Source organism: Macrococcus sp. GL_134 (genome assembly GCF_057834705.1).
Map to the genome: position 1 here is coordinate 1196915 of NZ_CM174409.1, position 25585 is coordinate 1222499.

27 protein-coding genes and 1 pseudogene are annotated in these 25585 nt (G+C 39.7%); 4 read left to right on the top strand and 24 right to left on the bottom strand.

The features are described 5' to 3' along the window. Position 1: 1 nt before the first annotated feature. From AC3IPL_RS06160 to AC3IPL_RS06215, 12 genes and pseudogenes are all read right to left on the bottom strand, one after another. Positions 2-961, bottom strand: a complete 960-nt coding sequence (locus AC3IPL_RS06160) for an ROK family glucokinase (RefSeq protein WP_489239836.1) — start codon at positions 959-961, stop codon at positions 2-4. Next, entirely contained in the window at positions 958-1161 is a 204-nt protein-coding gene (locus AC3IPL_RS06165; RefSeq protein WP_489239838.1) for a YqgQ family protein, read from the bottom strand. The genes AC3IPL_RS06160 and AC3IPL_RS06165 overlap by 4 nt, the downstream gene beginning before the upstream one ends. Continuing rightward, positions 1151-2581, bottom strand: coding sequence for a rhomboid family intramembrane serine protease (locus AC3IPL_RS06170; RefSeq protein WP_489239840.1), 1431 nt, complete (start codon positions 2579-2581; stop codon positions 1151-1153). Before AC3IPL_RS06170 ends, AC3IPL_RS06165 begins: the two co-directional genes overlap by 11 nt. Then, entirely contained in the window at positions 2578-3126 is a 549-nt protein-coding gene (locus AC3IPL_RS06175; protein WP_489239842.1) for a 5-formyltetrahydrofolate cyclo-ligase, read from the bottom strand. Before AC3IPL_RS06175 ends, AC3IPL_RS06170 begins: the two co-directional genes overlap by 4 nt. 89 nt (positions 3127-3215) lie before the next feature. Beyond that, positions 3216-3365 (bottom strand): 50S ribosomal protein L33, encoded by a 150-nt coding sequence (gene rpmG, locus AC3IPL_RS06180; RefSeq protein WP_133428994.1) that lies wholly within the window; start codon positions 3363-3365, stop codon positions 3216-3218. A gap of 72 nt (positions 3366-3437) precedes the next feature. Then, positions 3438-4088 (bottom strand): phosphate signaling complex protein PhoU, encoded by a 651-nt coding sequence (phoU, locus tag AC3IPL_RS06185; RefSeq protein ID WP_489239845.1) that lies wholly within the window; start codon positions 4086-4088, stop codon positions 3438-3440. After that, positions 4081-4845 (bottom strand): annotated as a pseudogene (pstB, locus tag AC3IPL_RS06190) (phosphate ABC transporter ATP-binding protein PstB); the annotation flags it as partial. The pseudogene pstB and the gene phoU, both read right to left, overlap by 8 nt. Positions 4846-4959: 114 nt before the next feature. Next, entirely contained in the window at positions 4960-5853 is an 894-nt protein-coding gene (gene pstA / locus AC3IPL_RS06195; protein WP_489239846.1) for a phosphate ABC transporter permease PstA, read from the bottom strand. A 1-nt stretch (position 5854) separates the two neighbouring features. Then, positions 5855-6757: a phosphate ABC transporter permease subunit PstC gene (pstC, locus tag AC3IPL_RS06200; RefSeq protein WP_489242294.1), complete on the bottom strand. Its 903-nt coding sequence runs from the start codon at positions 6755-6757 to the stop codon at positions 5855-5857. Between the two features lie 91 nt (positions 6758-6848). Further along, positions 6849-7820, bottom strand: a complete 972-nt coding sequence (locus AC3IPL_RS06205) for a phosphate ABC transporter substrate-binding protein PstS family protein (protein WP_489239848.1) — start codon at positions 7818-7820, stop codon at positions 6849-6851. A gap of 184 nt (positions 7821-8004) precedes the next feature. Then, on the bottom strand, positions 8005-10050 hold the full coding sequence (locus tag AC3IPL_RS06210) for a peptidoglycan D,D-transpeptidase FtsI family protein (RefSeq protein ID WP_489239850.1): 2046 nt from the start codon (positions 10048-10050) through the stop codon (positions 8005-8007). A gap of 115 nt (positions 10051-10165) precedes the next feature. Continuing rightward, positions 10166-10768, bottom strand: coding sequence for a superoxide dismutase (locus AC3IPL_RS06215; protein ID WP_489239852.1), 603 nt, complete (start codon positions 10766-10768; stop codon positions 10166-10168). Between the two features lie 141 nt (positions 10769-10909). On the opposite strand from AC3IPL_RS06215, the gene AC3IPL_RS06220 reads away from it, so the two are divergent. Genes AC3IPL_RS06220 through AC3IPL_RS06230 form a run of 3 tightly spaced genes read left to right on the top strand, consistent with a single transcriptional unit; the run spans position 10910 to position 13359 of the window. Continuing rightward, complete coding sequence (locus AC3IPL_RS06220) at positions 10910-11644, top strand: DUF1189 family protein (RefSeq protein ID WP_489239854.1); 735 nt, start codon at positions 10910-10912, stop codon at positions 11642-11644. A gap of 34 nt (positions 11645-11678) precedes the next feature. Then, positions 11679-12806, top strand: coding sequence for a flavodoxin-dependent (E)-4-hydroxy-3-methylbut-2-enyl-diphosphate synthase (gene ispG / locus AC3IPL_RS06225; protein WP_489242296.1), 1128 nt, complete (start codon positions 11679-11681; stop codon positions 12804-12806). Then, entirely contained in the window at positions 12793-13359 is a 567-nt protein-coding gene (locus AC3IPL_RS06230) for an LNS2 domain-containing protein (RefSeq protein ID WP_489239856.1), read from the top strand. The genes ispG and AC3IPL_RS06230 overlap by 14 nt, the downstream gene beginning before the upstream one ends. Positions 13360-13384: 25 nt before the next feature. Here the strand turns inward: AC3IPL_RS06230 and AC3IPL_RS06235 are convergent, their stop codons facing one another. From AC3IPL_RS06235 to AC3IPL_RS06255, 5 genes are all read right to left on the bottom strand, one after another. After that, a complete protein-coding gene (locus AC3IPL_RS06235; RefSeq protein WP_489239858.1) occupies positions 13385-13792 on the bottom strand; it encodes a Fur family transcriptional regulator in 408 nt (135 codons plus the stop codon). After that, positions 13782-14627, bottom strand: a complete 846-nt coding sequence (locus AC3IPL_RS06240; RefSeq protein WP_489239860.1) for a metal ABC transporter permease — start codon at positions 14625-14627, stop codon at positions 13782-13784. The genes AC3IPL_RS06235 and AC3IPL_RS06240 overlap by 11 nt, the downstream gene beginning before the upstream one ends. Further along, complete coding sequence (locus AC3IPL_RS06245; RefSeq protein ID WP_489239862.1) at positions 14624-15388, bottom strand: metal ABC transporter ATP-binding protein; 765 nt, start codon at positions 15386-15388, stop codon at positions 14624-14626. The genes AC3IPL_RS06240 and AC3IPL_RS06245 overlap by 4 nt, the downstream gene beginning before the upstream one ends. An 82-nt stretch (positions 15389-15470) precedes the next feature. Then, positions 15471-16361 carry a deoxyribonuclease IV gene (locus AC3IPL_RS06250; protein ID WP_489239864.1) on the bottom strand — a complete coding sequence of 297 codons (891 nt, stop codon included), beginning with the start codon at positions 16359-16361 and terminating at the stop codon, positions 15471-15473. 11 nt (positions 16362-16372) lie between these two features. After that, positions 16373-17701, bottom strand: a complete 1329-nt coding sequence (locus tag AC3IPL_RS06255; RefSeq protein WP_489239866.1) for a DEAD/DEAH box helicase — start codon at positions 17699-17701, stop codon at positions 16373-16375. A gap of 126 nt (positions 17702-17827) precedes the next feature. Between AC3IPL_RS06255 and AC3IPL_RS06260 the strand changes: the two genes are divergently transcribed. Continuing rightward, positions 17828-18793: a 4-hydroxy-3-methylbut-2-enyl diphosphate reductase gene (locus AC3IPL_RS06260; protein ID WP_489239868.1), complete on the top strand. Its 966-nt coding sequence runs from the start codon at positions 17828-17830 to the stop codon at positions 18791-18793. Between the two features lie 51 nt (positions 18794-18844). Here the strand turns inward: AC3IPL_RS06260 and AC3IPL_RS06265 are convergent, their stop codons facing one another. From AC3IPL_RS06265 to ccpN, 7 genes are all read right to left on the bottom strand, one after another. After that, positions 18845-19933, bottom strand: coding sequence for a Nif3-like dinuclear metal center hexameric protein (locus AC3IPL_RS06265; protein ID WP_489239870.1), 1089 nt, complete (start codon positions 19931-19933; stop codon positions 18845-18847). Beyond that, entirely contained in the window at positions 19920-20606 is a 687-nt protein-coding gene (locus AC3IPL_RS06270; RefSeq protein ID WP_489239872.1) for a tRNA (adenine(22)-N(1))-methyltransferase, read from the bottom strand. The genes AC3IPL_RS06265 and AC3IPL_RS06270 overlap by 14 nt, the downstream gene beginning before the upstream one ends. Before the next feature lie 54 nt (positions 20607-20660). Next, positions 20661-21014 (bottom strand): c-type cytochrome, encoded by a 354-nt coding sequence (locus tag AC3IPL_RS06275; RefSeq protein WP_489239874.1) that lies wholly within the window; start codon positions 21012-21014, stop codon positions 20661-20663. A gap of 93 nt (positions 21015-21107) precedes the next feature. After that, complete coding sequence (gene rpoD, locus AC3IPL_RS06280) at positions 21108-22214, bottom strand: RNA polymerase sigma factor RpoD (protein ID WP_489239876.1); 1107 nt, start codon at positions 22212-22214, stop codon at positions 21108-21110. A 17-nt stretch (positions 22215-22231) separates the two neighbouring features. Continuing rightward, positions 22232-23989: a DNA primase gene (gene dnaG / locus AC3IPL_RS06285; protein ID WP_489239878.1), complete on the bottom strand. Its 1758-nt coding sequence runs from the start codon at positions 23987-23989 to the stop codon at positions 22232-22234. Between the two features lie 11 nt (positions 23990-24000). Then, positions 24001-24825, bottom strand: coding sequence for a pyruvate, water dikinase regulatory protein (locus tag AC3IPL_RS06290; protein WP_489239879.1), 825 nt, complete (start codon positions 24823-24825; stop codon positions 24001-24003). A 10-nt stretch (positions 24826-24835) separates the two neighbouring features. Further along, positions 24836-25468 carry a transcriptional regulator CcpN gene (ccpN, locus tag AC3IPL_RS06295; protein WP_489239881.1) on the bottom strand — a complete coding sequence of 211 codons (633 nt, stop codon included), beginning with the start codon at positions 25466-25468 and terminating at the stop codon, positions 24836-24838. Positions 25469-25585 lie beyond the last annotated feature (117 nt).

Genomic DNA, 25585 nt, shown 5'->3' on the forward strand with positions numbered 1-25585 from the left:
CTCATTTCACATATTGTTTGATTAAGCCTGCTGCACCGATCATTCCTGCATCATTTCCGAGCTGCGCTGTAACAATTTTAGTTCCTTCAACAGCAGGTGAAAAAGTGATTTCCCTGAATTTTTCATCTATATGATCAATCAGGAAGTCTCCTGCTTTAGACACACCGCCGCCGACAATAATATACTCCGGATTGGACATCACGCTCACTACACTCAAAGCATATGCAATATAGTTAGATACTTTACCTATCACATACAGTGCAAATTCATCTCCTGCTTTTGCGGCATCAAACACTTGTTTCGCCTGCAGTGACTGACTTTCAATCTCATCTTGAATTACCGTACTGAAATGAAGTTCCTGATAATAATGATAAGCCAGGTTCACCACACCTGTGGCACTCGCCACTGTTTCAAGGCATCCTTTGTGACCACAGTTACACTGAAATCTTTCTTTAAAATCTACTTTGAAGTGTCCGAGTTCACCGCCTGAGCCGTTATGACCATGCACAAGCTCATTGTTACTGATGATACCGCCACCCACTCCAGTACCGAGTGTGATGCATACAACGTCTCTTGCATCGCGTCCTGCACCTTTGAATTTCTCTCCGAGCGATGCCACATTCGCATCATTATCAACATACACAGGTCTACCACTCAGCTGTTCATATTCTTCCCGGATGTTCTTTTTGCCGTGCCAGTTCAAATTGATAGCACCGTTGACAATTCCATTTTCAAAATCAATCGGCCCTGGTACGCCAAGTCCTATCCCCTTCACATCTTCTATATCATAGCCTTTTAAATGCGCATTTTTCTCAAATGATTCATGGATATTGCGTAAAATCTGGCTGCCATTGTCATCTTTGTTAGTAGGAATCTCCCATTTGTGAAGGATTTCAAGTTCCTCATCCATCACGCCAAGTTTACAAGTGGTACCGCCGATATCCGCTGCTAAAATTATCATAGTTTCCCCATCTTCCTCTGATTTAATATTAATCTTGCCTGAATATATTCCTCATTACTGATCAGCATTGAATCATGTAATGCTTTCAGTTCCTGACTCATCATCTCTATCGAGTTCTGTTCGTCTTTGAAATAGACAATCAGTCCGAATTTCTTGAGTAACTGCTGGACATCATAAAATGAATTCATCTTACTTTTCAAACACCTCTATTTCTGTACGGAGCTTTTTATACGCTGGTCTGGCATCTATTGCCATCGCTTTGTCAAGATAGCTCGCTGCCTTGTTATAATTGTCTGCTGCACGCATTGCTAAAGCCATCTGATAATTCAGTGGTGCTGATTCAGGAAATTGCTTTAACCCTTTCTTCCATATATCCATCGCATCCGACACACTGCTGTCATGCGCCTTTACTAAACCGTAAAGAATATATGTTTCATCATTTTCGTAACCGTGCTCGAGCGTACTTTTTAATATGTTTTCAGCCTCATTGAAGTCACCTTGGGCCATGGACTGTTCAGCCTGATTGTTGTAAATATGATTTTCCTCAACAGAAAAAATATTCATCAGTAACAGTACGAGGATGAGGCCGGTACCGATCAGCAGCAGATAAAAGTACTTTCTTTTGATTTGATAACTGTACGTTAATAAAGCGGCTAAAAATCCACCAAATAAACCGCCGAAATGAGCCAAATTATTAACTTGCGCAAATACATTGCTGATCAACAGAAAAATAATCATTCCCAGCACAGATTGTATAATGAACTTCCGGTCAAATTTGCCGCTGAAAATAAAGTAGGCAATCAATGCCCCTAACAAACCACTGATAGCACCGCTCGCTCCTGCTGACAATGAAGTTGTATCAAATGATAACGAAATTAAATTACCTAATAATCCTGCTGATAGATAGATGATCAAATAGCGGAATGAACCATATAAATATTCGATGATTTTACCGAATATATAAAGTGCCATCATATTAAACAGCAGGTGAGAAAAATCAAAATGAAGAAACATCGACGTGACCAACCTGAAGTAATCGCCATGAATGAAATTAAAATGCGTTAATCCTCCCTGATCCACTAACCGGCTGCCGCTGACCCCATGTCCTGATAGCATAGTCACTAAGTAAACAATGATATTCATAATAATTAACGTGAATGTAGCCGGTGCAAATTTTATCATCGCACGATCGATAAAATTGTTTTTAATGACTTTGTTACGATAAGTATTTTCTGCTTTTGGTTTCAAACGGTCTGCCGCTATCTTGTAAGGAAAGGAGATTGGCAGCTGATCTAAATCTTTTTTGCGCTCTATACTGTTCACTTTCACTAATTCATCATGTAACTCTCCATGCGTTTCCTGATTGACAAGCAGCAGCCGTATTCTCTGCGGTGTATAGTTCAGCTGCTGATTGAATACATCCATGTTATCTTTCATCTTATCAATCAGAAAATTGAGAGACTGGACGCTTTGTTTCTCGCTGACAAATCGTATCAGTTCTTTTTTGGATTTGTTCTGTAAAATGATATCCGTTTCATCTTCATTAATATATGCAAGCTCATAATCTGAGTACTTGATAATATGATAAATTGACTGCCATAACTGTTTATTACTGATCATGTGCGTACTCCTGTCAATAGTCGTTCTTCCGTAATCACTAAATGAACTGGTTCATCAAAGGGTTCCGGTTCTAATGCTGTTATCTGCCCTTCTAGTGCAAGACTCACTGCCTTACCGGTAAAACAGGCAAGAAATCTGTCATAAAATCCACCGCCGTAACCAATGCGGTATCCTCTTTCATCAAAAGCGACTCCGGGTACAATTAACAAATCGAGATGATTGTTAATTTCATGAGGCTCTTGAACCGCCAATATCCCTTTTGCATCTTCAATTAATTCATCTGGTGATTGAAACTTCACGAAGTCCATACGCTTACTGCTATAATCACAGTGAGGCACATAGACTGATTTCCCTTCAATTAAAGCATATTTAATGATATCAAATGTATTGATTTCATGTGCCATACTTAATGTAATGCCGACACTCGATGCATTTTTCCAGTCCTCACACTTGAAGAGTTGTCTTAACAGTAAAACTTCATCACGATATTTACGATGACCTTTTAAGAAGGCGACTTTTTGCTGTCTAATTAACTTTTTATTCACATTAATCACCTCAGTCATATTATACCTTATTTCGCTGGAATGCTTAAAGAATAAAAAAAAAACAGACACATACGCGTCTGCTTAATCCATTATTTTGTTTCTCTGTGTAAAGTTTTTTTGTTATCACGTGAACAGAATTTGTTCATTTCAATACGTTCTGGGTTATTACGTTTATTTTTCTTAGTGATGTAGTTTCTTTCACCACATTCTGTACATGCTAAAGTTACATTAACGCGCATTTTATTCCCTCCTTACTCATTGTTTCCATACGACCTTTTAATAATAACACCAAATGATGACAATTTCCAGCGTTATTTAAGAAATTTATCGTAACGGTCACCTGTAATGAAGTAATAAATATTCTCAGCAATATTAGTAATATGATCACCAATTCGCTCAAGATATCGTGCTGCTAAGTGAGCCTGCCCAGAAATAAATGGATCATTATCGATTAAATATGATGTGTTGACAATTTCTTTGTAAAGGTCATCAATATCTTCATCTCTATCGATAATTTCCTTAGTCAAGTTAACATCTTTCTTCCGGTAAGCATCTTTTAAGTCATAGAGCATTAACATGCTCAACTTACCCATTGTTTTTAATCTAGATAAAATCACAGTATCTTCAAATCTTACACGGCGGCGAATCTTCGCAAGATTACCCGCATTGTCACCCATCCGTTCCAATTCAGATGCTATTTTAATACTTGCCATAATAATTCTTAAATCAGTGGCAATAGGCTGCTGTTTCGTGATCAGACTTATTACCTGTTCATTGATTTCATTCTCTAAATCATTAATGACATTGTCATGTTTTATTAGTTCTCTTGCTTCCTGAACATCTTCACTACTTAATACGTCAATTGACCGTTCAATCACATGATATACTTCATCAGCCATCTTAATGACAGAATCAATTAATTCATTTAAAGACTCTTCGTATTTTTCTCTCATATCAACCAAATCTTCCAGAGATATAACGTTCTGTCTGTTCATCAGCTGGGTTTGAGAAGATTTTATCAGTAGTATCGAACTCATTGACATAACCATTCAGGAAGAATGCTGTTTTATCAGAGATACGAGCTGCCTGCTGCATATTATGTGTGACGATAATAATTGAATAATCTTTTTTAATCTCTTGAACAAGTTCTTCGACCTTTAATGTGGAGATTGGATCTAGTGCTGAAGTCGGCTCATCCATAAGAATAACGTCTGGTTCAATCGCCAGACATCTCGCGATACAAATACGCTGCTGTTGTCCACCTGAAAGACCATAGGCGTTCTGGTTCAAACGATCTTTAGTTTCTTCCCAGATAGCTGCGCCTCGTAATGATTTTTCGACGATTTCATCGAGAATTTTCTTATCAGTGATGCCATGAATTCTTGGTCCGTAAGTAATATTGTCATAAATAGATTTAGGAAATGGATTAGGCTTTTGGAAGACCATTCCGACACGTGTTCTTAAATGTTCTACTTTGTAGTTGCGATCAAAGATGTTATCACCACGGTATAAAATTTCTCCTGATGTTTTAACTCCTGGCACAAGTTCAATCATACGGTTTAAAGTTTTGATGTATGTTGATTTACCACAACCTGATGGTCCGATAATAGCTGTCACTTCATTTTCGATAATATCCAGATTAATATTTTGCAGTGCATGATTTTCACCATACCATAAATCTAGATTTTTCGTTTGATAGACTAACTTTTTATCATCATTAACCGCACGATCAGTATGCTGTAATCCTTCTTTCGCTGATGATGTGACTGTGACTTCCGGATTTCGTTTTGTAGCAATTGTTTCGTTCATAATAAGACCCCTCTCAAAATGAGATTAATATTTTTTCTGATATTTATTTCGGATATAAATAGCAATAGAGTTCATAGCAATAAGCAATATTAACAGCACGATAATAGCTGCTGATGAAAGATATTGGAATTCTTCTTTAGGAAGTTTTGCCCACGTATAAATCTGCATCGGCAGCGCCTGAAATCTATCCATAATATCATCCGGCGTTTTCATAAAGATAGTTGGAATACCAATAACGACCAGTGGTGCTGTCTCGCCGATGGCACGTGATAAAGCAAGAATCGTCCCTGTTAAAATACCAGGAATAGATGCTGGAAGAACCACATTCGTTATAGTCTGCCACTTCGTTCCACCAAGACCAAGACTTGCTTCACGAATAGAACCAGGAACAGCTCTGATCGCTTCTTGACTTGATACGATGATTACTGGAAGAATCATTAATGACATCGTCAAGGCTGCGGCAATAACTGACTTACCTAGTGATAATGATTCGATACCCGCCCCGCGGACAAATAATGTCAAACCGAGTAATCCAAATACAACTGATGGTACACCAGCCAGGTTAGAAATATTGATTCTGACAAATCTTGTGAACCAGTTATCTTTAGAATACTCCTCCATGTAAAGTGCAGTTCCTACACCTAATACAACAGCTATTGGTGCTATTGTCATCATCAACCACAATGTTCCTATTAAAGCGCCTTTTATACCAGCTTTTTCAGGAGTAGTCGATGAAAAATTCTGGAAGAAAGCAGGTGTCAGCCAGCCTGCTCCTTTGCGAATAATATCGAACAGAAGTATTGCCAGGACAATCAGACCGATCATCGTACAAATAAAGAAAATCCCTTTAATAATTGAGTTCTTAGTCAATCTGCCAGAGAGATGAGATTCAATTTTTTTCTGATCTATCAATTGCATATTAATACTCCTCTCTGAAGCGGCGTGTTACCCATTGAGAAATAAAGTTCATAATGAGTGTGAATACAAATAAAGTAAACCCAACAGCATAAATACTATAGTAAATATCTGTGCCGTAAGTCGCATCACCGGTCGCTACTTGCACGATAAATCCAGTCATCGTTTGAATTGAGCTCGTTAAACTTAATGTTGAATCAGGTGAGCTGCCTGCTGCTAATGCTACAATCATTGTTTCCCCAATCGCACGAGATATCGCAAGAACGATAGATGCCAGAATACCAGACAATGCTGCAGGGAAGACAATCTTCAATGCGACTTCAAGCTTAGTTGATCCAAGGCCCAGTGCTCCTTCTCTAATAGCCTGAGGAACAGCACTCATCGCATCTTCACTTAAACTTGCAATCATAGGAATGACCATGATTCCTATAACAAGTCCTGGACTGATTGAGTTGAAGCTGCCCAGATCCGGCCATACGGTTCTAAGAATAGGTGTCACAAACGTCAATGCGAAGAAACCATAGACGATAGTCGGAATACCGGCCAATATTTCAAGAATCGGTTTTACAATCCTTCTTGTACGGTCACTTGCATATTCACTTAAATAAAGGGCTGCACCTAATCCGACTGGTACTGCAAATAATGTAGCAATAAACGTCACCTTCAACGTTCCTAAAATTAAAGAGTATATCCCGAATTTAGGGTCTTTACCGAACGCATTCCATTCTTTCTCTAAAAAGAATTCTGAAAAAGAAACACGAGAGAAGAATGTGATAGTCTCAGTCAGTAACGTTATCAAAATACCGATAGTCGTTAAAATAGATACAGATGCAATAATGAGTAAAATAGTTGGAATTAACTTTTCAATAAAGCCTCTGGAATTACTGCTTTGGTTTTGTTTAATCATTTGTTGGACTGAAATTTTGTCTTTCATCATTTAGACTCCTTCATTTTAAAAAAGGGACGAACGATTTCGCCCCTCATTATCTAATGAATAATTATTTTGCTTCTTCAAGTTTCTTTAGATCTTCTTCATAGTCAGCGTCTTCTAGTGGAACATAACCAGAATCAGTAGCCGCTTCAGGCGCATTTTCTAAAGTGAACTTCATGAATTCCTGAAATGCTTCATTGTCTTTAATAGATTCATTTTTTGCGTAGACGTATAATGGACGGCTTAATGGATAAGAACCATCTTTAACTGTATCAGCAGTCGCTTCTACCCCTTCACCTTCGCCTTCTTCTTGAATCTTAACTGCTTTTAAGCTGTCTTCGTTCTCTTGATAGAAGTTGTATCCGAAGAAGCCGACACCATTTTTGTTGTCTTTAACAGATGAAACAATGACGTTAGTATCTGCATTTTTCTCTGCTTTGATTTCACCTTCGTCTAATACTTCTTCACTGAAGAAGTCGTAAGTGCCGTGAGACTGGTCAGGAGAGAACGCTTTGATCTCTTCATCAGGGAAATCACTGCGAACGTCTTTCCATGTTTTAGCTTCTCCACTGTAGATTTTAGCGAGTTCTTCGAATGTTAAGTAATCTACAAAATCATTATCTTTGTTAACCGCTACTGTCAAACCATCAGAAGCAAGTTTAAATTCTGTATAATCGATGCCTTCTTTTTCAAGAGCGTCTTTTTCTTCATCTTTAATATCACGTGATGCATTAGAGAAATCTGTTTCACCAGCAATGAATTTTTCAAAACCGCCGCCAGTACCTGAAGTACCAACTGATACTGTCACATCTGGGTATTTAGCATTGAATTCTTCGTTGATCTTTTCAATGATCGGTGCAACGGTTGTTGAACCATCACCATTTACTTCACCTGACACGTCTTTAGTTTCAGTAGATGTATCACCTTTGTCTGCTGATTTATCTTCAGAATTATTATTTTGAGCAGCGCCACCACATGCACCTAAAAATAATGCAGTACCTAAAACAGTTGTTGAACCTACTAATTGCCATTTTTTCATTATCAAGTTTCCTCCCGTATGTAGACAGAAAATATAAGACTTTGTTTTCTTACATTGCCTACTTTACAGTAGTATTGTTAATTGCAAATGAATGTAATGTAAATTTTTCGTAAAGAAAAAGACGACTTAATCATCAGTCGTCTTTGAATTTTAATGATTCTTGATAGTCCCGCACTACTTGATCTTATCTGCCTTTTTCATCAAAATATGCATTGATAATATCCCGTCCAAGATCACCACCGGGCAGCCACGGCGGCGGCACAGGCTGATTGGTATAGATAATAGAGAAACTCAGCTCTGGATTTTTTTCTGGAGCATAGCCGATATAGGTCGAGTTAACTCGCGGTTTTCCGTCCTGTATGACCTCAGCAGTTCCTGTTTTACCTGCCGATTTGACTTTGGTCTTATTGAAGCTGGAATAACCGGTTCCTTCAATACGATTAAATACCATGTCAAATCCATCCTTGACCTGATCGATTTCTGTCTGTGAATTATTAATCCGATTCAGCACTTTTCCTGTAAACACTTTTTTAACTGGTCCGAGTCTGTCTGTTTTGGAAGGCTCTCTAATTTCTTTGACAAGATGAGTTTGTATTCTATAGCCATCGTTTGCAATCGTAGAAATATATTGTGACAGCTGAAGCGGTGTGTATGTATCGTACTGTCCGATAGCAAGATCGAGATAATTACCTGGATTGTTTTTAAGGACACCAGTTTGTCCTGTGACTTCATTCGGCAGATCAATTCCAGTCTTCACACCTAATCCAAACTGATTAAACCCTTTTCTCATCTTTAACCCTGCCTCAGTAATATCAGCAGGCAGCGACATATTATTCGTGTAATTTGTTCCAGCCATTTTCAATGCCGTCTTAAACATATAGACGTTTGAAGAATGCATCAGCGCTTCTTTATCGGAAATTTCCACTTTACCGTCCTGGTTGAAGTAAGAGCGCTTTGTCAGTCCACCTTCAAACTTCAGTGGTTCATCAATCATCTCTTCTCCTACTGAAATCGCATTGTTACTATAACCCGTCAGCAAGGTTGCTCCTTTTACAGTTGAGCCGACAGCATACTGTGAAGTAAAAGTCCCATAATGATAATCTGTGATTTTGCCATTCTTATCAATCTGTCTGCCGGCAAGGGCGAGAATATCACCGTTATTAGGATCTTGTACTACGACAAGTACTTTGTCCATATCTTTGGCACCTTCAGATCGCAGGATACCGATATGCTTATCCACGTATGACTCCACTTTTTTCTGCAGATCAATATCTATTGTCAGTATTAAATCATTGCCTCTTGACCCTTCGTCCAGCACTTCAGTATCAATAATTTTGCCTGATTTGTCAGTAATATAGCGCATCTTCTTCTTTTGACCGCGCAATACATTTTCATATTGATATTCCAGGTAACTCTGCCCCACTCTATCATTTCTTGAGTATCCTTTAGCAAGATAATAATCAGCTAAGTCTTTTGGCAGTCCTTCTTCTTTTGATGATACTTTACCGAACATTGTTTTTAATGTCTTTCCATATAGATATTTCCTATCCCAGTCCATCGATGTATCTACGCCTGGTAATTTAGATAAATTTTGTGACACTAGCGCATATTCCTGCTCTGTCACAGCATCATTTTTGATGGTCTGAGGATTCAGCTGACTCCCTGAAGACATCTCTCTATAAATAGCCGCAATTTCAAGTTGTTCAGCACTCAGCTGATCGGTATATTTTTTAGAGATTTTTTTGTACAGTGCTTCATCGTACTGTTCCTGAGTCAGCAGTCCCTGTTCAAACAGCTCATATTCTTTAGCCATCAGCTTTTTAACTTGGTTGTTATGGGTCAATATAAAGTAATCCTGTTGATCACGTTTTGTCAGAGCATCCGTCGGCATCTTGATATATTTAGCAAGCTGAGCGGCTGTCTCTGATATTTCAGTTGTTGTTGTCATTCTGCCACGTGTATAGGTAATGGATTTTTTAGAAGTATTATCTACCAACAGCTTTCCGTTTCTATCATAAATTCGTCCGCGTGGTACAGATTCATTGACTTCAATGTTTTCATTGCTGTCTACAGCTTTTTTGTAGGATTCGCCTTTAGCAATCTGTAGATATCCGAGTCTTAATACAAGAACGGTCAGCAGTGCCATAACAGCAATAAAAATAACATTGATTCTGCGATCTGTCAGCCGTTTCTGTTTCAGTTCGTTAGTTTCCTGTTTCAATCGTCTCAACCGTTGAACCTCTTTTCACTTGTTATTGTTTTATCATATATGAAAAGACCGGTAATTTCTAGAACGAGTATTTTGACAGACACAAAAAAAAGAGGCCGAAGCCTCTTAAAAAGAATTATTTTGCTGCTTGATATAATTCGTTTACTTTTTCCCAGTTCACTACATTCCAGAATGCTTTAATGTAGTCAGGACGTTTGTTCTGATAGTTTAAGTAATAAGCATGTTCCCAGACGTCAAGTCCTAAAACAGGTGTTTTACCTTCCATTAATGGGTTGTCCTGATTTGGAGTAGATACAACTTCTAATTCACCATTATTCACGACTAACCATGCCCAGCCAGAACCGAAACGTTTTGTTGCTGCTTCAGCAAAAGCTTCCTGGAATGCTTCAAAAGAACCGAATTTAGCGTTAATCGCTTCAGCGACTTCACCAGTCGGCTGACCGCCGTCTTTTGATAACAGCTGCCAGAATAATGAGTGGTTGTAGTGTCCACCACCATTATTACGTACCGCAGTCTGTTTGTCCTCAGGAACTGAATTGATGTTCGTCATCAGTTCTTCGACTGATTGATTTTCAAATTCTGTTCCAGCTACTGCTGCGTTCAAGTTAGTGACGTAAGTATTATGATGCTTCGTATGATGGATTTCCATCGTTTCTTTGTCAATATGTGGTTCTAAAGCATCATAAGCATATGGTAACTCTGGTAATTCAAATGCCATAATTGTTCATCCTCCTCTGAATTGGTTTACATCATTATCTTATCAACCTTTTGTCTGTCACTCAACTACTTTGCTTTTATATCATTTAAAAAATAGATAGCACCATTGAATTATGATAAAGTGCTTCATGGAGGGAAAAAAATGAACAGATATCGCACAGCGTTAAGCCGGTTGCTTAAACCAAAAAAATATCCATTATATAGAATTACGCCATTAAGATATGTTTTCCTGCATATATTGTTATTGGCGCTGATCATGTCTTCACCTGGAATCACTCACATCTATCAGTCGATTGCAACATTCACACAATTAATAGAAGAAAAAGAAAGCGAGATTCCTGAATTCACAATTAATCAAGGACAGCTCAATCTTCAACGTCACGAGGAGACAACCATTGCGTTGAATAATGGAACGGTAACATTCACTGAAGACGTTCATGGTAAACCGACAGATATACTGACTTTCACAAAAGACCAGCTATTGATCAATCAGATGAATCCCGTGGATTATCACAATCTCAATATGTTCGAGGATAAAGCATCCATGCTGGAACTCGTCAAGGTCTATACACAGTCATCTTATTTCTACTTTATGCTCATTGTTTTCGTCCTTGTCCTGTTCCAATTTACTATCATTCTGCTGAAGGCATCTTTCATCAGTTTGATCGCCCATTGGACTGCTTTATTATTCAATAGAAAATCGCGTTTTATGAATTGGTTCAAGATGATATCTTTTCTGTTGACATTACCGACATTCATACAGTATATCAACCTTTTAGTTCCGAATTCTTTCTTCAATCCTTTGTCTTGGTGTATAATGATTTTACTCGCAGGTGCTGCAGGCTGGTATATGCCTTTACGTAAGGCTGCCAAATAATTACTTTAGAAGGAGCCATCATTTCATGCCAGAAATTACACATAGAAGTAAAACTCGTCCGGTAAAAGTCGGAAACTTGACTATTGGAGGTAGTAACGAACTAATCATCCAGAGTATGACGACGACAAAAACGCATGATGTCGAAGCGACGGTTGCAGAGATTCTCAGACTGGAAGAAGCGGGCTGTCAAGTGGTTCGTGTTGCTTGTCCGAAAGAAGAAGATGCACTGGCAATTCCAGAAATCAAAAAACGCATCAATATTCCGTTAGTAGTAGATATTCACTTCGACTATAAACTTGCCCTTCTTGCAATCGAAGGCGGTGCAGATAAAATACGGATTAATCCAGGGAACATCGGCCGCCGTGAAAAAGTTGAAGAAGTTGTTAAAGCTTGTAAAGCAAAAGGTATTCCTATTCGAATCGGAGTCAATGCAGGTTCATTGGAGAAGCATATCATCAAAAAATATGGCTATCCAACAGCTGACGGCATGGTCGAAAGTGCACTTCATCATATTAAAATTCTAGAAGAACTTGATTTCCATGATATCATCGTGTCAATGAAAGCTAGTGACGTCAATCTTGCTATAGAAGCATATACAAAAGCGGCTCAAGCGTTCGATTATCCGCTTCATCTCGGCATCACTGAAAGCGGGACTTTATTTGCGGGGACGGTGAAATCAGCGGCGGGTCTTGGTGCTATCATGAGTCTTGGCATCGGTAATACGCTCCGTATTTCATTGTCAGCGGATCCGGTTGAAGAAGTAAAAGTCGCGCGTGAACTACTGAAAACATTCGGTCTTTCAAGCAATGCTGCCACTCTTATTTCCTGCCCGACTTGCGGTCGAATTGAAATTGATTTAATATCGATTGCCAATGAAGTTGAAGAGTATATTTCAACCATCAAAGCACCGCTCAAAGTCGCTGTCTTAGGATGTGCAGTCAATGGACCGGGTGAAGCTCGAGAAGCCGATATCGGTATCGCTGGTGCTCGTGGTGAAGGGCTCTTGTTCATGAAAGGTAAAACTGTACGAAAAGTCCCTGAAGAAACAATGGTCGATGAATTAAAAATTGAAATCGATAAACTTGCCGAAGAATATTTCCGTAATCAGGAAGCATTGAAACTTGAATCACAAGCAGATGAGGTTAAAAGTGGCTCGTTATAGACTTGGGATTGATATTGATGGGACCGTCACATGTCCGACAGCATTAGTCCCCTACTTACAGCAGTCATTCAACAAAGATTTGCGCTATGAAGATATTACGGCATATGATCTAGGGATAGTTCTCGGCAGATCACCGGAAGAGATGAAACAGTGGTTCATCAAACACCAAGAAGAAATATATATCAACTCTCCCATTGCAAAAGGAGCAGCTGACGTATTAAGACGCTGGTCAGAGCAGCATGAACTCTACTACATTAGCGCCCGCTTCAATTATTTAGACAAGATTACTGAACAATGGTTTGTTGAACATAATATCCCTTTCCATCATATTGAGCTTACTGGCAGTCATGATAAAATAGCTGCCGCTAGAAAGCTCGAAGTCAATATGTTTCTAGAGGACAAGCTTGACAATGCGCTTGAATTAAATCATGAACTCAATATTCCAGTCATTTTATTTGATACCCCTTATAACCAGGCAGAACTGCCGGATGGTATCTTTCGAGTAAAGTCGTGGCTGGAAGTCGATGCTATTCTCAATCAGCAGCTAGCATAAAACCCGGAGGATTTCCTCCGGGTTTTTATTTGCACTTTTCACATAGGCCGTACAATTCAATTTTATGACCGTTAATTTCAACATCAGGCAGTTCTTCCTGAAAGACTGCCATCGGACAATGCTCGATGACTTTCGTATCACCGCATGATTCACAGATGAAGTGATGGTGATGGTGATTCGTACAGGAGAGACGAAATTTCTTTTCACCGTCAAATTCCGTTGTTTCTATAATGTTTAACTGCCGAAATGTATTTAAGTTACGATAAACTGTATCAAACGAAATACCTGGATATTGTTCATTCATCGCCAGTTGAATCTGCTTAGCACTTAAATATTTCTCTTCCTTCTTAAGAATCGTAACCATTGCTTTCCGTTTATCAGTATATTTATACCCTTGATCTTTTAGAACTTGTATCGCTTCGTCAATCTTCATTCAGTAACCCTCCTTCCTGTCTTCGCTGATAATAAATACTGCCGAGTAATATGATAATCAGCAGCAGAACAATGATGCCGCCCGGTGAGATATTCAAATAAAATGCAAGTATCAGCCCAGCTATCACTGCCGCTTCTCCAAAAATGACACTCCAGAGCATCAATGATTTATAGCCTTTTGCAAAACGCATCGCACTGGCAACCGGCAGCGTAATCAAGCTGCTGACCAGCAGAATGCCGACTACACGCATTGACGCAGAAATAACAAGCGCAACGACAAGCATGAATAAAATATGCAGCAGCTTCGGTACACCGATAATGCCTGCATATTCTTCATCAAAGGACAGCACAAATAGTTCCTTATACAGCAAAGTAACAAATGCTATGACAATTACAAAAATCGCTGCAATGGTCATCATATCACTGAATGTCACTGCACTAATACTCCCGAACAAATAACCGAATAAATCTTGATTGAATCCGTCAGCCAGCGAAATAAAGATAACACTCAATCCGATACCGAGTGACATGATGATCGGAATAGCTAGTTCTTCGTAATGCTTATATACAGTCCGTAGACGTTCAATCAACAGTGCACCGATGACTGAAAAGACTATCCCCGACCACACGGGACTGATCACCACTGCAGGGACTAATTGAGTCAGAAGCATGCCAAACGATATTCCACCTAATGTCACGTGACTAAGCGCATCTGCAATAAGCGACAATCGTCTTACAACGATGAATGTACCGATCAATGGCGCTAGAACACCAATCAGCATGCCGCAAATAAAGCTATATCTCATGAAGTCAAACTGTAAGAGTGCTTCAATCATTGGCAGCACTCCCGTTCATGATTATGATCAACAAACTGCACAGGATGACCGTAAATCTTAGAAATTTCTACTTGATCCAACGACTTGAACTGTTGAACAGACCCGTGGAAATGGAGGTGCTGATTGAGGCAGACAACACTTGTCGCAGTATCTGCCACTACCCCGATATCGTGTGTGACAAGGAGGATAGTAATACCTTCTTCTTTAAGCTGTGTCAATAGCTGGTAGAATTCTGCGACATGTTTAGCGTCTATTCCGACAGTTGGTTCATCGAGAATGAGAATAGTCGGATTCGATATTAGAGCTCGTGCAATAAAGACTCGCTGCTGTTGACCACCTGACAGCTGGGAAATATTCTTATGCTGCAAATGTGAAATGTGCAGACGCTCCATCAGTGCCGTTACACGGTCACGATCCTGATGATTGAATCGTTGAAATAATTTTTTCTCTTGTGTCAATCCACTCGTAATGACTTCTCTGACTGTTGCTGGAAATCCAGTATTGCCGGCATTCGCTTTTTGTGACACGTAGCCGATTTTGTCCGATAACTGGTTAGTCAGCGGCTTGCCGTTTACTAGAATGGAGCCCGATTGAAGGTGGTGGATACCAAGAATCAGTTTAAGTAATGTCGACTTTCCTGATCCGTTCGGACCTACAATGGCTGTAAAACTACCAGGATAGATTTTGATGTTGATGTCTTTTAATGCCACTTTACCTGGATAACTGTAATTAACATTCTGAATTTCAAATATAGGATCCATGTTTCACCTCTTCATACTTTTAACTCATCTATCATAATGTAAATCGTAATGAAAACGCAAGGATGAATACTCATCCTTGCGTTTACTGGTTCATAATTTTCGTCTGAAGTTCCGGATCAAACTGCCCGCTCTTAATCATTTCAATTTCAAATCTGTAAGGCGGCTTCTTATCTTTTTTGTCTAGACCAACATACGGCGTCTCTAAAATTTTAGGAATAGCTTTGAACGAAGGATGATTGACGACATAATGCAGCGCATCAAAACCAATTTCCCCGAAGCCGAAGTTTTCATGGCGGTCTTTTCTCGCGCCCTGCACATTCTTGCTGTCATTGACATGAACCACTTTAATGCGGTCAACGCCAACAATTTTGTCAAACTCATTCAATACACCGTCAAAATCATTGACAATGTCATAACCCGCGTCGTGAACGTGACATGTATCAAAACAAACCGATAAACGCTCGTTGTTTTCAACACCATTGATGATTTCTGCCAGTTCTTCAAACGATTTACCGCACTCTGACCCTTTACCAGCCATTGTCTCCAGTGCGATGCGGACGTTGTTATCATTCGCCAGCACTTCATTCAGCCCTTCGATGATCTTCTTGATACCTTCTTCTTCACCAGCACCGACATGGGCACCTGGATGAAGGACAATATCTGTTGCACCGAGTGCTTCTGTTCTCACGATTTCTTTCTGTAAAAACTCAACGCCGAGCTCAAACACTTCCGGCTTAATGGTATTGGCAATATTGATGATATACGGTGCATGGACAACGATATTAGATAAACCGTTCTCCTGCATATGCGTGCGTCCTGCTTCAATATTCAAATCTTCTATCGGTTTACGTCTCGTATTCTGCGGTGCACCTGTATAGATCATAAAAGTGGATGAACCGTAAGATGCTGCTTCTTCAGATGCTGCAAGCAGCATTTTTTTGCCGCTCATCGATACATGTGAACCAATCAACATATTTTTCACTCCTATTTCTTTCTTGCTTCTTTGTTTTTACGTTTTGCATGAGATTTCTTCTCACTGCGTTTCAGCTGATCCAGTTCGTATCTGAACTTACGCTTATAGCCTGGCTTTACTTTTTTCTTGGATTTGACTTTATGTTTCAATGACTGCTCAATGTTATCTTCCTGCTTTTTACGACCGGCACGCTGCGTACGATCTTTAATCTCTTTGATTTCTCCCGCTTTGACATCTGCATGAATAAACGAAAAGCCTTTGGCCGTAATCTGATTGATCAGATCTTCTTCATCAGGTGTATACAAAGTAATGGCAGTCCCTTTGTAGTTACCTCGGCCGGTACGACCGACGCGGTGCGTGAAAAAGTCAACATCTTTAGAGATTTCATAGTTGATGACATGACTGACACCCTCAATATCTATGCCTCGTGACGCAAGATCACTTGCCACGACATATTGAAAATCAAGCTGCTTAATGCGCTTCATCTGCTGCGTCCGTTCGCGGGGAGCCAGTCCACCGTGGATAATGCCGGCTTTGACACCTTTGTCTGAAAGGTAGGCCAGTACTTCGTCCGCATGTTCACGACTGTTTGCAAAAATAATGCAAAGATAAGGGTTGATGGTCTGCATCACTTCGTATAATTTTTCTTTTCTGTCATTACTCTTAGTAGGAATCAAATAGAACTCTATGTTTTTGTTTGTACGTTCTTCAGGATCTATCTGCACAAATTCAGGCTGTGCTAAATACTTGTTTAAGAATGGATGCAGTGCCTTTGGAATTGTGGCAGAGAACACAGCAATCTGTGCCCCTTCCCCAAGTCTTGAAGCCAGTGTATCGACTGCAGGCATGAAGCCGAGATCAATCATCAAATCTGCTTCATCAATGACAATTGACTTTGCTAAGTGTAGTTTAAGCACCTGATCATCTGCTAGATCATTGATACGATTCGGCGTACCGACAATCAGCTGTGGCTCCACTTTGGATTTCTGGATATCTTTTTGTTTATCGGTACCACCGATGTAAAGTCCTACCTTGATATCTTCTTTGAACGATACTAAATGCGATGCAGCATCGTACAGCTGTTTCGCAAGTTCTCTCGTAGGTGCAAGAATAATGATTTGTGGTTCACGTAGTTCGGGATTGATCTTATCAATTAACGGTAGCAGAAATGCATGTGATTTCCCTGTTCCTGTCTGTGATTGTCCGATCAGGTTAATACCTCTAGTCAGTTTAGGGATCACTCGTCTCTGGACTTCAGTCGGCTGATTAAAATTCAAATCTTTCACCGCTGCAATCATATCAGATGAAAGTTCAAAATTTTCAAATGGATGTTTAGCCATTGTTGTCCTCCTTTATTTGTTCATCTCATGTATTATATAGGAAAGCGCTGCATAAAGAAAGTAGCTTAATTAATAGAGGTTCATATAGAAAATTTGTTATACTGTTGTAGATAGGAGGCATAAAAGATGGAAATTGTGAAAATTACACCCCGCGGCTATTGTTACGGCGTTGTTGATGCAATGGTGATCGCACGAAATGCATCACTTGATAAAACACTGCCCCGCCCTATTTATATACTCGGTATGATCGTTCATAATAAACACGTGACTGATGCATTTGAAAGTGACGGTATCATCACACTGGATGGTCCTAATCGTCTTGAAATTTTGGAACAGATCACTGAAGGTACCGTTATATTCACAGCACATGGTGTGTCACCAGAAGTGAAACGTCGCGCCAAGGAAAAAGGATTGGTGTGTATTGATGCTACATGCCCTGATGTAGAAAATACGCATTCCCTGATCCGCAAGAAAAAAGCAGAAGGCTATCATGTGATCTATATCGGTAAAAAAGGTCATCCTGAGCCTGAAGGTGCTGTCGGCGTAGCACCTGATATCGTTCATTTAGTGGAAAATCAGGATGATATCGAAAACTTACCGGCAGCGCTTGCTGATCAAAAGCTCGTTGTAACCAATCAAACAACGATGTCACAATGGGATGTTCTTCATTTAATGGAATCACTTGAGCAGAAATTCCCGCATATCGAAGTCCATAAAGAAATCTGTCTTGCGACTCAAGTCAGACAAGAAGCAGTGGCGGACCAGGCCGGCCAGGCAGATTTATTAATCGTTGTCGGCGATCCAAAGAGCAATAACTCCAACCGGCTTGCACAAGTCTCACAGGAAATTGCACATACAGAGGCATACAGAATTTCTGATATCAGCGGCTTAAAATTAGAATGGCTGGAAGGAAAGTCAACTATTGCGATTACAGCGGGTGCCTCTACTCCTACCCCGATTGTCAAAGAAGTCATTGATTACATTAAAGCATTTGATCCATTTAACCCCATGCCTGTACCAGAACAATCTATCGTACCGGTAGAGAAAATTCTGCCTAAGATTAAAAATCCTAAACCGGTAGATATACTATAATCAGACAAAATCAAAAGGAAATCCTGATGTTTTTTCATCAGGATTTCCTTTTTAATAGAATGTAAATGGATTGGTGTCAACAGATGATGAAATGACTGTGACAGGTAAATCAAATCCTTCAAGCAGTTGTTTTAATCCTTCTTTCATCACTGACTCAGCGTAATGCTGAATATCAACCGTAGTCAATCCTGCCATCAATAGATCATGAGCTTCGTGGTATTTGATATCTCCTGTCAGGAAAATATCCACATCTGCCTTCTGGACTGCGGTCATGTAATCCATCCCAGCACCACCGATAATTCCTACCGAGCGGATAGTCTTATGTGGAGGACCGATCAGCCGCACACTGTCGAGATTAAGTTTCGACTTGATATGAGAAAGCCAGTCATCTATGACAACAGGCTGTTGAAGTATGCCTTTGATTCCAGTGCCAAACTGATCTCTTACTTTGAATTCATAAATGTCATAGGCCGGTTCTTCATACGGATGACTGCTGAGTAACGCAAGTTCGATTTGCTGTCTGAGCTGAGGCGCAAATACACATTCAAGCTTTACTTCATCGACAACTTCCAGATGACCGATGTCACCTACATAAGGAGCTGCTTCAGCATTCGGTTTGAACTGGCCTTTCCCTTCAATCTGAAAAAAACAGTCGCTGTAGTCGCCTATTTGACCTGCACCCGCTTCTGCTAATACTGCCTTCACTTCTTCGACATGGGTAGCAGGTACAAATAGCTGTAATTTAGCCATAGCGCTCATCTGAGGGACGAGAATCTCCTGATTGACTAGTTCAAGCTTATCAGCAATCATCGCGCTGACACCTTTCGGATGAGCATCTAAATTTGTATGCAGTGCAATTAAATTGATATCATTTGTTATTAACTGACGAATCACTGCGCCGTATCCTGAATTCTCGAGCTGTTTAATGCCTGTAAAAATCAGCGGATGGTGACAGATAATCGTATTACAGTCGAGCTTGATTGCTTCCATTACTACTTCTGCCGTACAATCTAATGTGGTCATGATGTTTGAGATGTCGGACTGACAATCCCCGATCAATAGGCCGACATTATCCCAAGGTTCTGCTTTCGACAATGGAATGTTTCGGTTGATGACGTCCATTAATTCATAAATTTTCACGACTGATCACCTCATCAAACATTTTTAGCTGCTGTTGAATTTCCTTCAGTCTGTCTGACTGTTCGGGATTATCTTTGATCACTGCTGCAACATTAATCAAGTGGTTATATTCACGCGTCCATTTTTCAATGAAGACAGCAGATCGCTCAGTCATCAACTTAGGACCGAATTTTATTTCATTCTCCGTCAATGTCATCGGCTGCTGCTGCTGTTCAGCCACTATTATTTCATAGATATGACGCTTCTCTTTGAGAATTTCTTCAGCGGTAATCGTATACCCTAACATCATCAGCGCTTCTCGAACTTTTGCTGTATGAATGTTGCTTTGAAGAATAAGTCTCGGCGCACTGTTCAGTTTCTGTGCACCTGCTATTAATATATCTGCGATGAGCGGCCCACCCATTCCGCAGATCGTGATGTTGTCTACTTCATCTGATGCTATTACTTCAAGTCCGGACCCTTTTCTTACTGCTATTTGAGCGGAAAGGCCATGCGCCTCGACATTATTGACAGCTGCCTGATAAGGTCCATCCACGACTTCCCCCGCTACTGCAGACTTAACTTTTCCACTCATCACTAATGCTATAGGTAGATAGGCATGATCAGAGCCGATATCAGCTACTGCGCTGCCTTTAACATAATATGCCACTCGTTCTAAACGTTTACTCAGCATTTTGAATTCCTTTCAAAAAAAAATCCTTTGCCTGAGCAAAAGATTTTTCATTTATTATTTCGCGCCGTCTTTTAAGTACTTAACAAGAGTATCTAAATCTTTATCAGCGATTGTAGCTTCATCATGTGCCGGCATTGCGCCTTTACCTTCACGGATAATTTTTTTCATATCATCTGCAGATGTTTTGCTTCCTGCAAGTTTAGGTCCCATAGCACCTTCAAGGTTTTGACCGTGACATGAAGTACAGTTATCTTTAGTAAACGTCGCAGCATCAAACTTCTGCTCAGTTTTCGCGCCTTCTTCTTTACCCTCTTCTTCTTTGTTGGCACCATGTGCAGATAAGAAGAATACCAAGCCTACGCCCATAAGCAGGATAAGAATAAATGGAATGACTGGATTACGATTCATCAAATATACCTCCCTTTAAATTCACCATATACATTTCTATTTTATATTAAATACTTATATTGTCAAAGTGTTTTCGAGAATTTAATCAATTATTTAATCCATGAAATCCTTAAGGCGCTTGCTTCTTGATGGATGTCTCAGCTTGCGGAGAGCTTTTGCTTCTATTTGACGGATACGTTCACGTGTCACGCCAAAAACTTTGCCTACTTCTTCCAGCGTGCGTGTACGACCATCATCTAATCCAAAGCGTAATCTTAAAACGTTTTCTTCACGGTCAGTCAATGTATCGAGGACATCTTCCAGCTGTTCTTTGAGCAGTTCATACGCCGCATGGTCTGCAGGACTCTGTGCATCCTGATCTTCAATGAAATCACCCAAATGGCTGTCATCTTCTTCACCAATCGGCGTTTCAAGCGACACAGGTTCTTGAGCGATTTTAAGGATTTCCCGTACTTTTTCTGCCGGCAGATCCATTTCTTCACCGATTTCCTCTGGACTAGGATCGCGTCCTAAATCTTGAAGCAACTGGCGCTGCACACGGATCAGCTTATTGATGGTTTCCACCATATGAACTGGGATACGAATCGTTCTCGCCTGGTCAGCAATAGCACGTGTAATGGCCTGACGAATCCACCAGGTAGCGTAAGTCGAAAATTTAAATCCTTTGTTGAAATCAAACTTTTCAACCGCTTTGATTAGCCCCATATTTCCTTCCTGGATCAAATCAAGGAACAGCATACCACGGCCGACATATCTTTTGGCGATACTTACAACAAGTCGTAGATTGGCTTCTGCAAGACGCGCTTTTGCTTCTTCGTCACCTTGTTCGATACGTTTGGCAAGTTCGATTTCTTCAGCAGCACTTAATAAGTTAACCCGTCCAATCTCTTTCAAATACATGCGGACCGGATCATTAATCTTTACGCCTGGAGGAGCTGATAAATCATTTAAGTTAATTTTATCATCTGTATCTTGAGCATCTTTTTCATTAATTAATGTAATATCATTCTCAGCGATTGCTTCGAAAAATTCATCCATCTGATCGGCATCCATATCAAAATTCTGTAGTCGATCAGCTATTTCTTCATGACTTAATTGACCATTCTTTTTACCTGATTCAATTAATTGTGCTTTGACTTGATCTAATGTCAATAATACGTCATTACTCTTCTCTTTAATGGTTTCTTTCTTATTAGCCACAAGCATTACCTCCTAGGTTACTTCAGTTTTTTCTGTCTGTTATAGTCAATGATTGCCGTCATCAGCCGGTCTCTTTCAGTGACATTGCCTTCTTTAATTGCTGTAGATAACGATTGTTTCAATTGATTGAGATTACGCAATTCCTCCTGCTCATGTCGAATCACATAAATGTAATCTTCTATTTCTTCAACTGATGGATCTTCATTGATGGCGATTTCATCGATAGAAATGATATCATCTTGACATTGAACAGGAACATAAGACAGAAATTGACTGATATTAAATTGATCGCTACTTTCATAATACCCTGTTAAAGCGATATATATCTCTTGATGCTCCTGCTTTTTGAAATGTTCTGCAGTAATATGATCTTTCATTTTTAGGAATAGATATTTATCCTTAAAAAAATGTTTAAGCACCAACCGTTCTGCTCTTTCAGGTTTGGAATACGTAACGATTCTTGGACCTGGAGTGAACTGTGGCGCTGACTGAGGAATATATTTACTCACTTCAAAATTAAGACTGTCAAAATCTACTTTAAACAATTCACTAGCCTCGTGCAATACTTTTTTCCTCAGAGCAGGAGATTTTATTTTGGCAATATCATTTGTTATTTCTTTTAATCGCTGATCAAACACTAAATCATTTGAAGCGACCTGGCGTGTCATCTCTTTTAGCTTATAGCTGACAAACGCCATTTTGTTATGCAGGACATAGTCACGAAATGCCTCCTGACCCATCTCCTTGATCATCTCATCAGGATCCATTCCCTTTTTGACCGGTACTACAAAAGTACTGATGCCTTCATTCAGTAAATTTTCACCGATACTCATCGTAGCCTTTTGACCTGCACCATCTCCATCGAACATCAATGTGATGTTGCCGGCCAATTTTTTGAGGATGATAACGTGCTCTTTACTGAGAGCAGTTCCCATAGTCGCTATAGTGTTAGTCAGTCCCGCTTCGGTGACTTTAATGACATCCATAAACCCTTCAAGCAGAATCACTTCATCCTGCTGCCTGATTGATTTACGGGCGACATCCAGATGATAGAGTATTTGGCGTTTCTGAAAGACAGGCGTTTCCGGACTATTCAAATATTTCGGTTCTTCATTTTTGTATGTTCTACCTGAAAAACCGACTGTGTGCCCTTGCGAGTTGTTAAGAGGAAACATGATTCTGTCACGGAAACGGTCATAATAACTGAAATTTTCTTCGTTTCGTGATAACAGTCCTGCTTCATACGCAAGCGCTTTGTCGTATCCTCGTTTTTCAAGAAAATCATGAGCGAAGTGATTGATGTTCGGACTGTAGCCGATTTTTTCACGATTGATGATTTCATCAGTGAATCCCCGGTCATAAAGGTATTGAAGCGCCGGCTCTGCTTCTTCTATTGCCTTCAAAACATAATGATAATAGTCGCGCAGTAATTCATGCATCTCAATCATCTTCATATTATCATCAGCGTATGCTACGCTCTGTACCTGCTCGATCTGAACGCCGACATTACTACCAAGACGTCTTACCGCTTCAATAAACGAGACGTTTTCTATCTGTTCAACAAACTGAAAGACATTGCCGCCTTTCTTACAGCCGAAACAATGGCAGATCTGCTTATCCACCGAGACGGAAAAAGACGGTGTTTTCTCATCATGAAAGGGACATAAACCAATATAGTTACGTCCCCGTTTCTCAAGTTTTACATATTGACTGACTACATCGAGAATGTCATTCTTCTCGCGTATTTCATTAATAAGGTCTTGATCTAACTGCAAATTAACACCTCTTAATAATCGTATCTGTTATTTTTCGTAACTAGTTTGATAATTTCATTGGCCGTTTCTTCAATCGCTTTATTGGACACATCGATGACCGCGCAACCAATGCGTTCAACGATTTCATTGAAATAATCCAGCTCTTCCAGAATTCTTTGATCCTGCGCATAGTTTGCATCATCATTCAATCCAAGCTGAACAAGTCGTTCTTTTCGTATGGCATTTAATTTTTCAGGGTCTATTTTAAGTGCGACACATTTTTCAGGATCCATTTCAAATAATTGTTCAGGTGGGTCCACTTCAGGTACAAGCGGCACATTCATCACCTTGAAACGTTTATGTGCTAAATATTGGCTGAGCGGCGTTTTTGATGTACGAGATACACCGATCAATATAATATCAGCTTTAGGTAATCCTCTAGGATCTCTCCCATCATCATATTTCACTGCAAATTCAATCGCTTCGATTTTCTTGAAGTAATCTTCATCTAATTTATACACGATACCCGGTTCATTTAAAGGCGTTTCATTCAGTTCATTCGTCAGTTGAGCCATTAACGGTCCCATAATATCAACATGATTTAACTGATGTTTTTCCAGCTGCTCTTCCATATACTTACGGATATTGGGTTTGACAAGAGTATAGATGACGATAGAGCGCTGTTCTTTTGCTATCGTGATCACTTCGTCGACATTCTCCCGAGTTTCAATATAAGGTAACCGTATTATTTCAAGAGCATTACCAACTTGGTTGAATTGGGAAGTACATGCTTTTGTCACAAGTCCAGCTGTTTCTCCGACTGAATCTGAAGCAATAATTAATCTAATTTCATCCATGATAATACTCCTATTCATCTTCTATTAGTGCCACAAATGCACGAGTAATCGTTGTTTTAGTAATTCGTCCGGTCACTTCGTAACTATTGCCTTTTTTTTTGACTACTGGCAATGAATCAATTTGTTTCTCTATTAGTAAGTTAGCTGCATAAATCAATAGATCGTCAGGCATGACCATAGAAATATTCGGCATTCGGCTCATAATGACATGGACTGGAACAGCATGGATATCCTGACCACCCATCGACGCCCGCAACAAATCTTTTCTTGAACATACTCCGACTAATTCGTTCTTTTTATTGATAACAAACAATGTTCCGACATCTTCAAGAAACATCGCACAGATAGCATCATATACTGAAATATCTTCATGCGTCACACATGGAATCGATTGAAAGTCCTTGACTTGAAACTTTTTGATGGAGGCGGATAATAACTGTGTACTTGATTTACCGGTATAGTAATAACCGACCCTTGGACGAGCATCCAGATAACCTGCCATCGTCAATATAGCGAGATCCGGTCTAAGTGTAGCTCTCGTCAAGCTCAATCGTTCTGCTATCTTTTCTCCTGTTATGGGGCCATTGTTCTTTACTATTTGCAGAATTTTTTCCTGCCTTTGACTTAATTCGATAGTGAACACCCCTTGGACATAGTTAGATAAATTTATTATACTTCTAAAAACAGTCGTACACAAATAATTGATATAATTGATTGTAACGGAATATAAAACATGATATATTCGTTATAAGCGAGTTAA

Coding starts and splice junctions, on each gene's coding strand:
- AC3IPL_RS06275 (WP_489239874.1), bottom strand. CDS start 21,014: ATGAATCGTAATCCAGTCATTCCATTTATTCTTATCCTGCTTATGGGC.
- pstA (WP_489239846.1), bottom strand. CDS start 5,853: ATGCAATTGATAGATCAGAAAAAAATTGAATCTCATCTCTCTGGCAGA.
- pstC (WP_489242294.1), bottom strand. CDS start 6,757: ATGATTAAACAAAACCAAAGCAGTAATTCCAGAGGCTTTATTGAAAAG.
- AC3IPL_RS06270 (WP_489239872.1), bottom strand. CDS start 20,606: ATGCTGAGTAAACGTTTAGAACGAGTGGCATATTATGTTAAAGGCAGC.
- AC3IPL_RS06290 (WP_489239879.1), bottom strand. CDS start 24,825: ATGGATGAAATTAGATTAATTATTGCTTCAGATTCAGTCGGAGAAACA.
- AC3IPL_RS06245 (WP_489239862.1), bottom strand. CDS start 15,388: ATGGATCCTATATTTGAAATTCAGAATGTTAATTACAGTTATCCAGGT.
- AC3IPL_RS06240 (WP_489239860.1), bottom strand. CDS start 14,627: ATGATTGAAGCACTCTTACAGTTTGACTTCATGAGATATAGCTTTATT.
- AC3IPL_RS06205 (WP_489239848.1), bottom strand. CDS start 7,820: ATGAAAAAATGGCAATTAGTAGGTTCAACAACTGTTTTAGGTACTGCA.
- AC3IPL_RS06220 (WP_489239854.1), top strand. CDS start 10,910: ATGAACAGATATCGCACAGCGTTAAGCCGGTTGCTTAAACCAAAAAAA.
- AC3IPL_RS06235 (WP_489239858.1), bottom strand. CDS start 13,792: ATGAAGATTGACGAAGCGATACAAGTTCTAAAAGATCAAGGGTATAAA.
- rpmG (WP_133428994.1), bottom strand. CDS start 3,365: ATGCGCGTTAATGTAACTTTAGCATGTACAGAATGTGGTGAAAGAAAC.
- AC3IPL_RS06250 (WP_489239864.1), bottom strand. CDS start 16,361: ATGTTGATTGGTTCACATGTATCGATGAGCGGCAAAAAAATGCTGCTT.
- AC3IPL_RS06160 (WP_489239836.1), bottom strand. CDS start 961: ATGATAATTTTAGCAGCGGATATCGGCGGTACCACTTGTAAACTTGGC.
- AC3IPL_RS06170 (WP_489239840.1), bottom strand. CDS start 2,581: ATGATCAGTAATAAACAGTTATGGCAGTCAATTTATCATATTATCAAG.
- AC3IPL_RS06215 (WP_489239852.1), bottom strand. CDS start 10,768: ATGGCATTTGAATTACCAGAGTTACCATATGCTTATGATGCTTTAGAA.
- AC3IPL_RS06260 (WP_489239868.1), top strand. CDS start 17,828: ATGGAAATTGTGAAAATTACACCCCGCGGCTATTGTTACGGCGTTGTT.
- AC3IPL_RS06255 (WP_489239866.1), bottom strand. CDS start 17,701: ATGGCTAAACATCCATTTGAAAATTTTGAACTTTCATCTGATATGATT.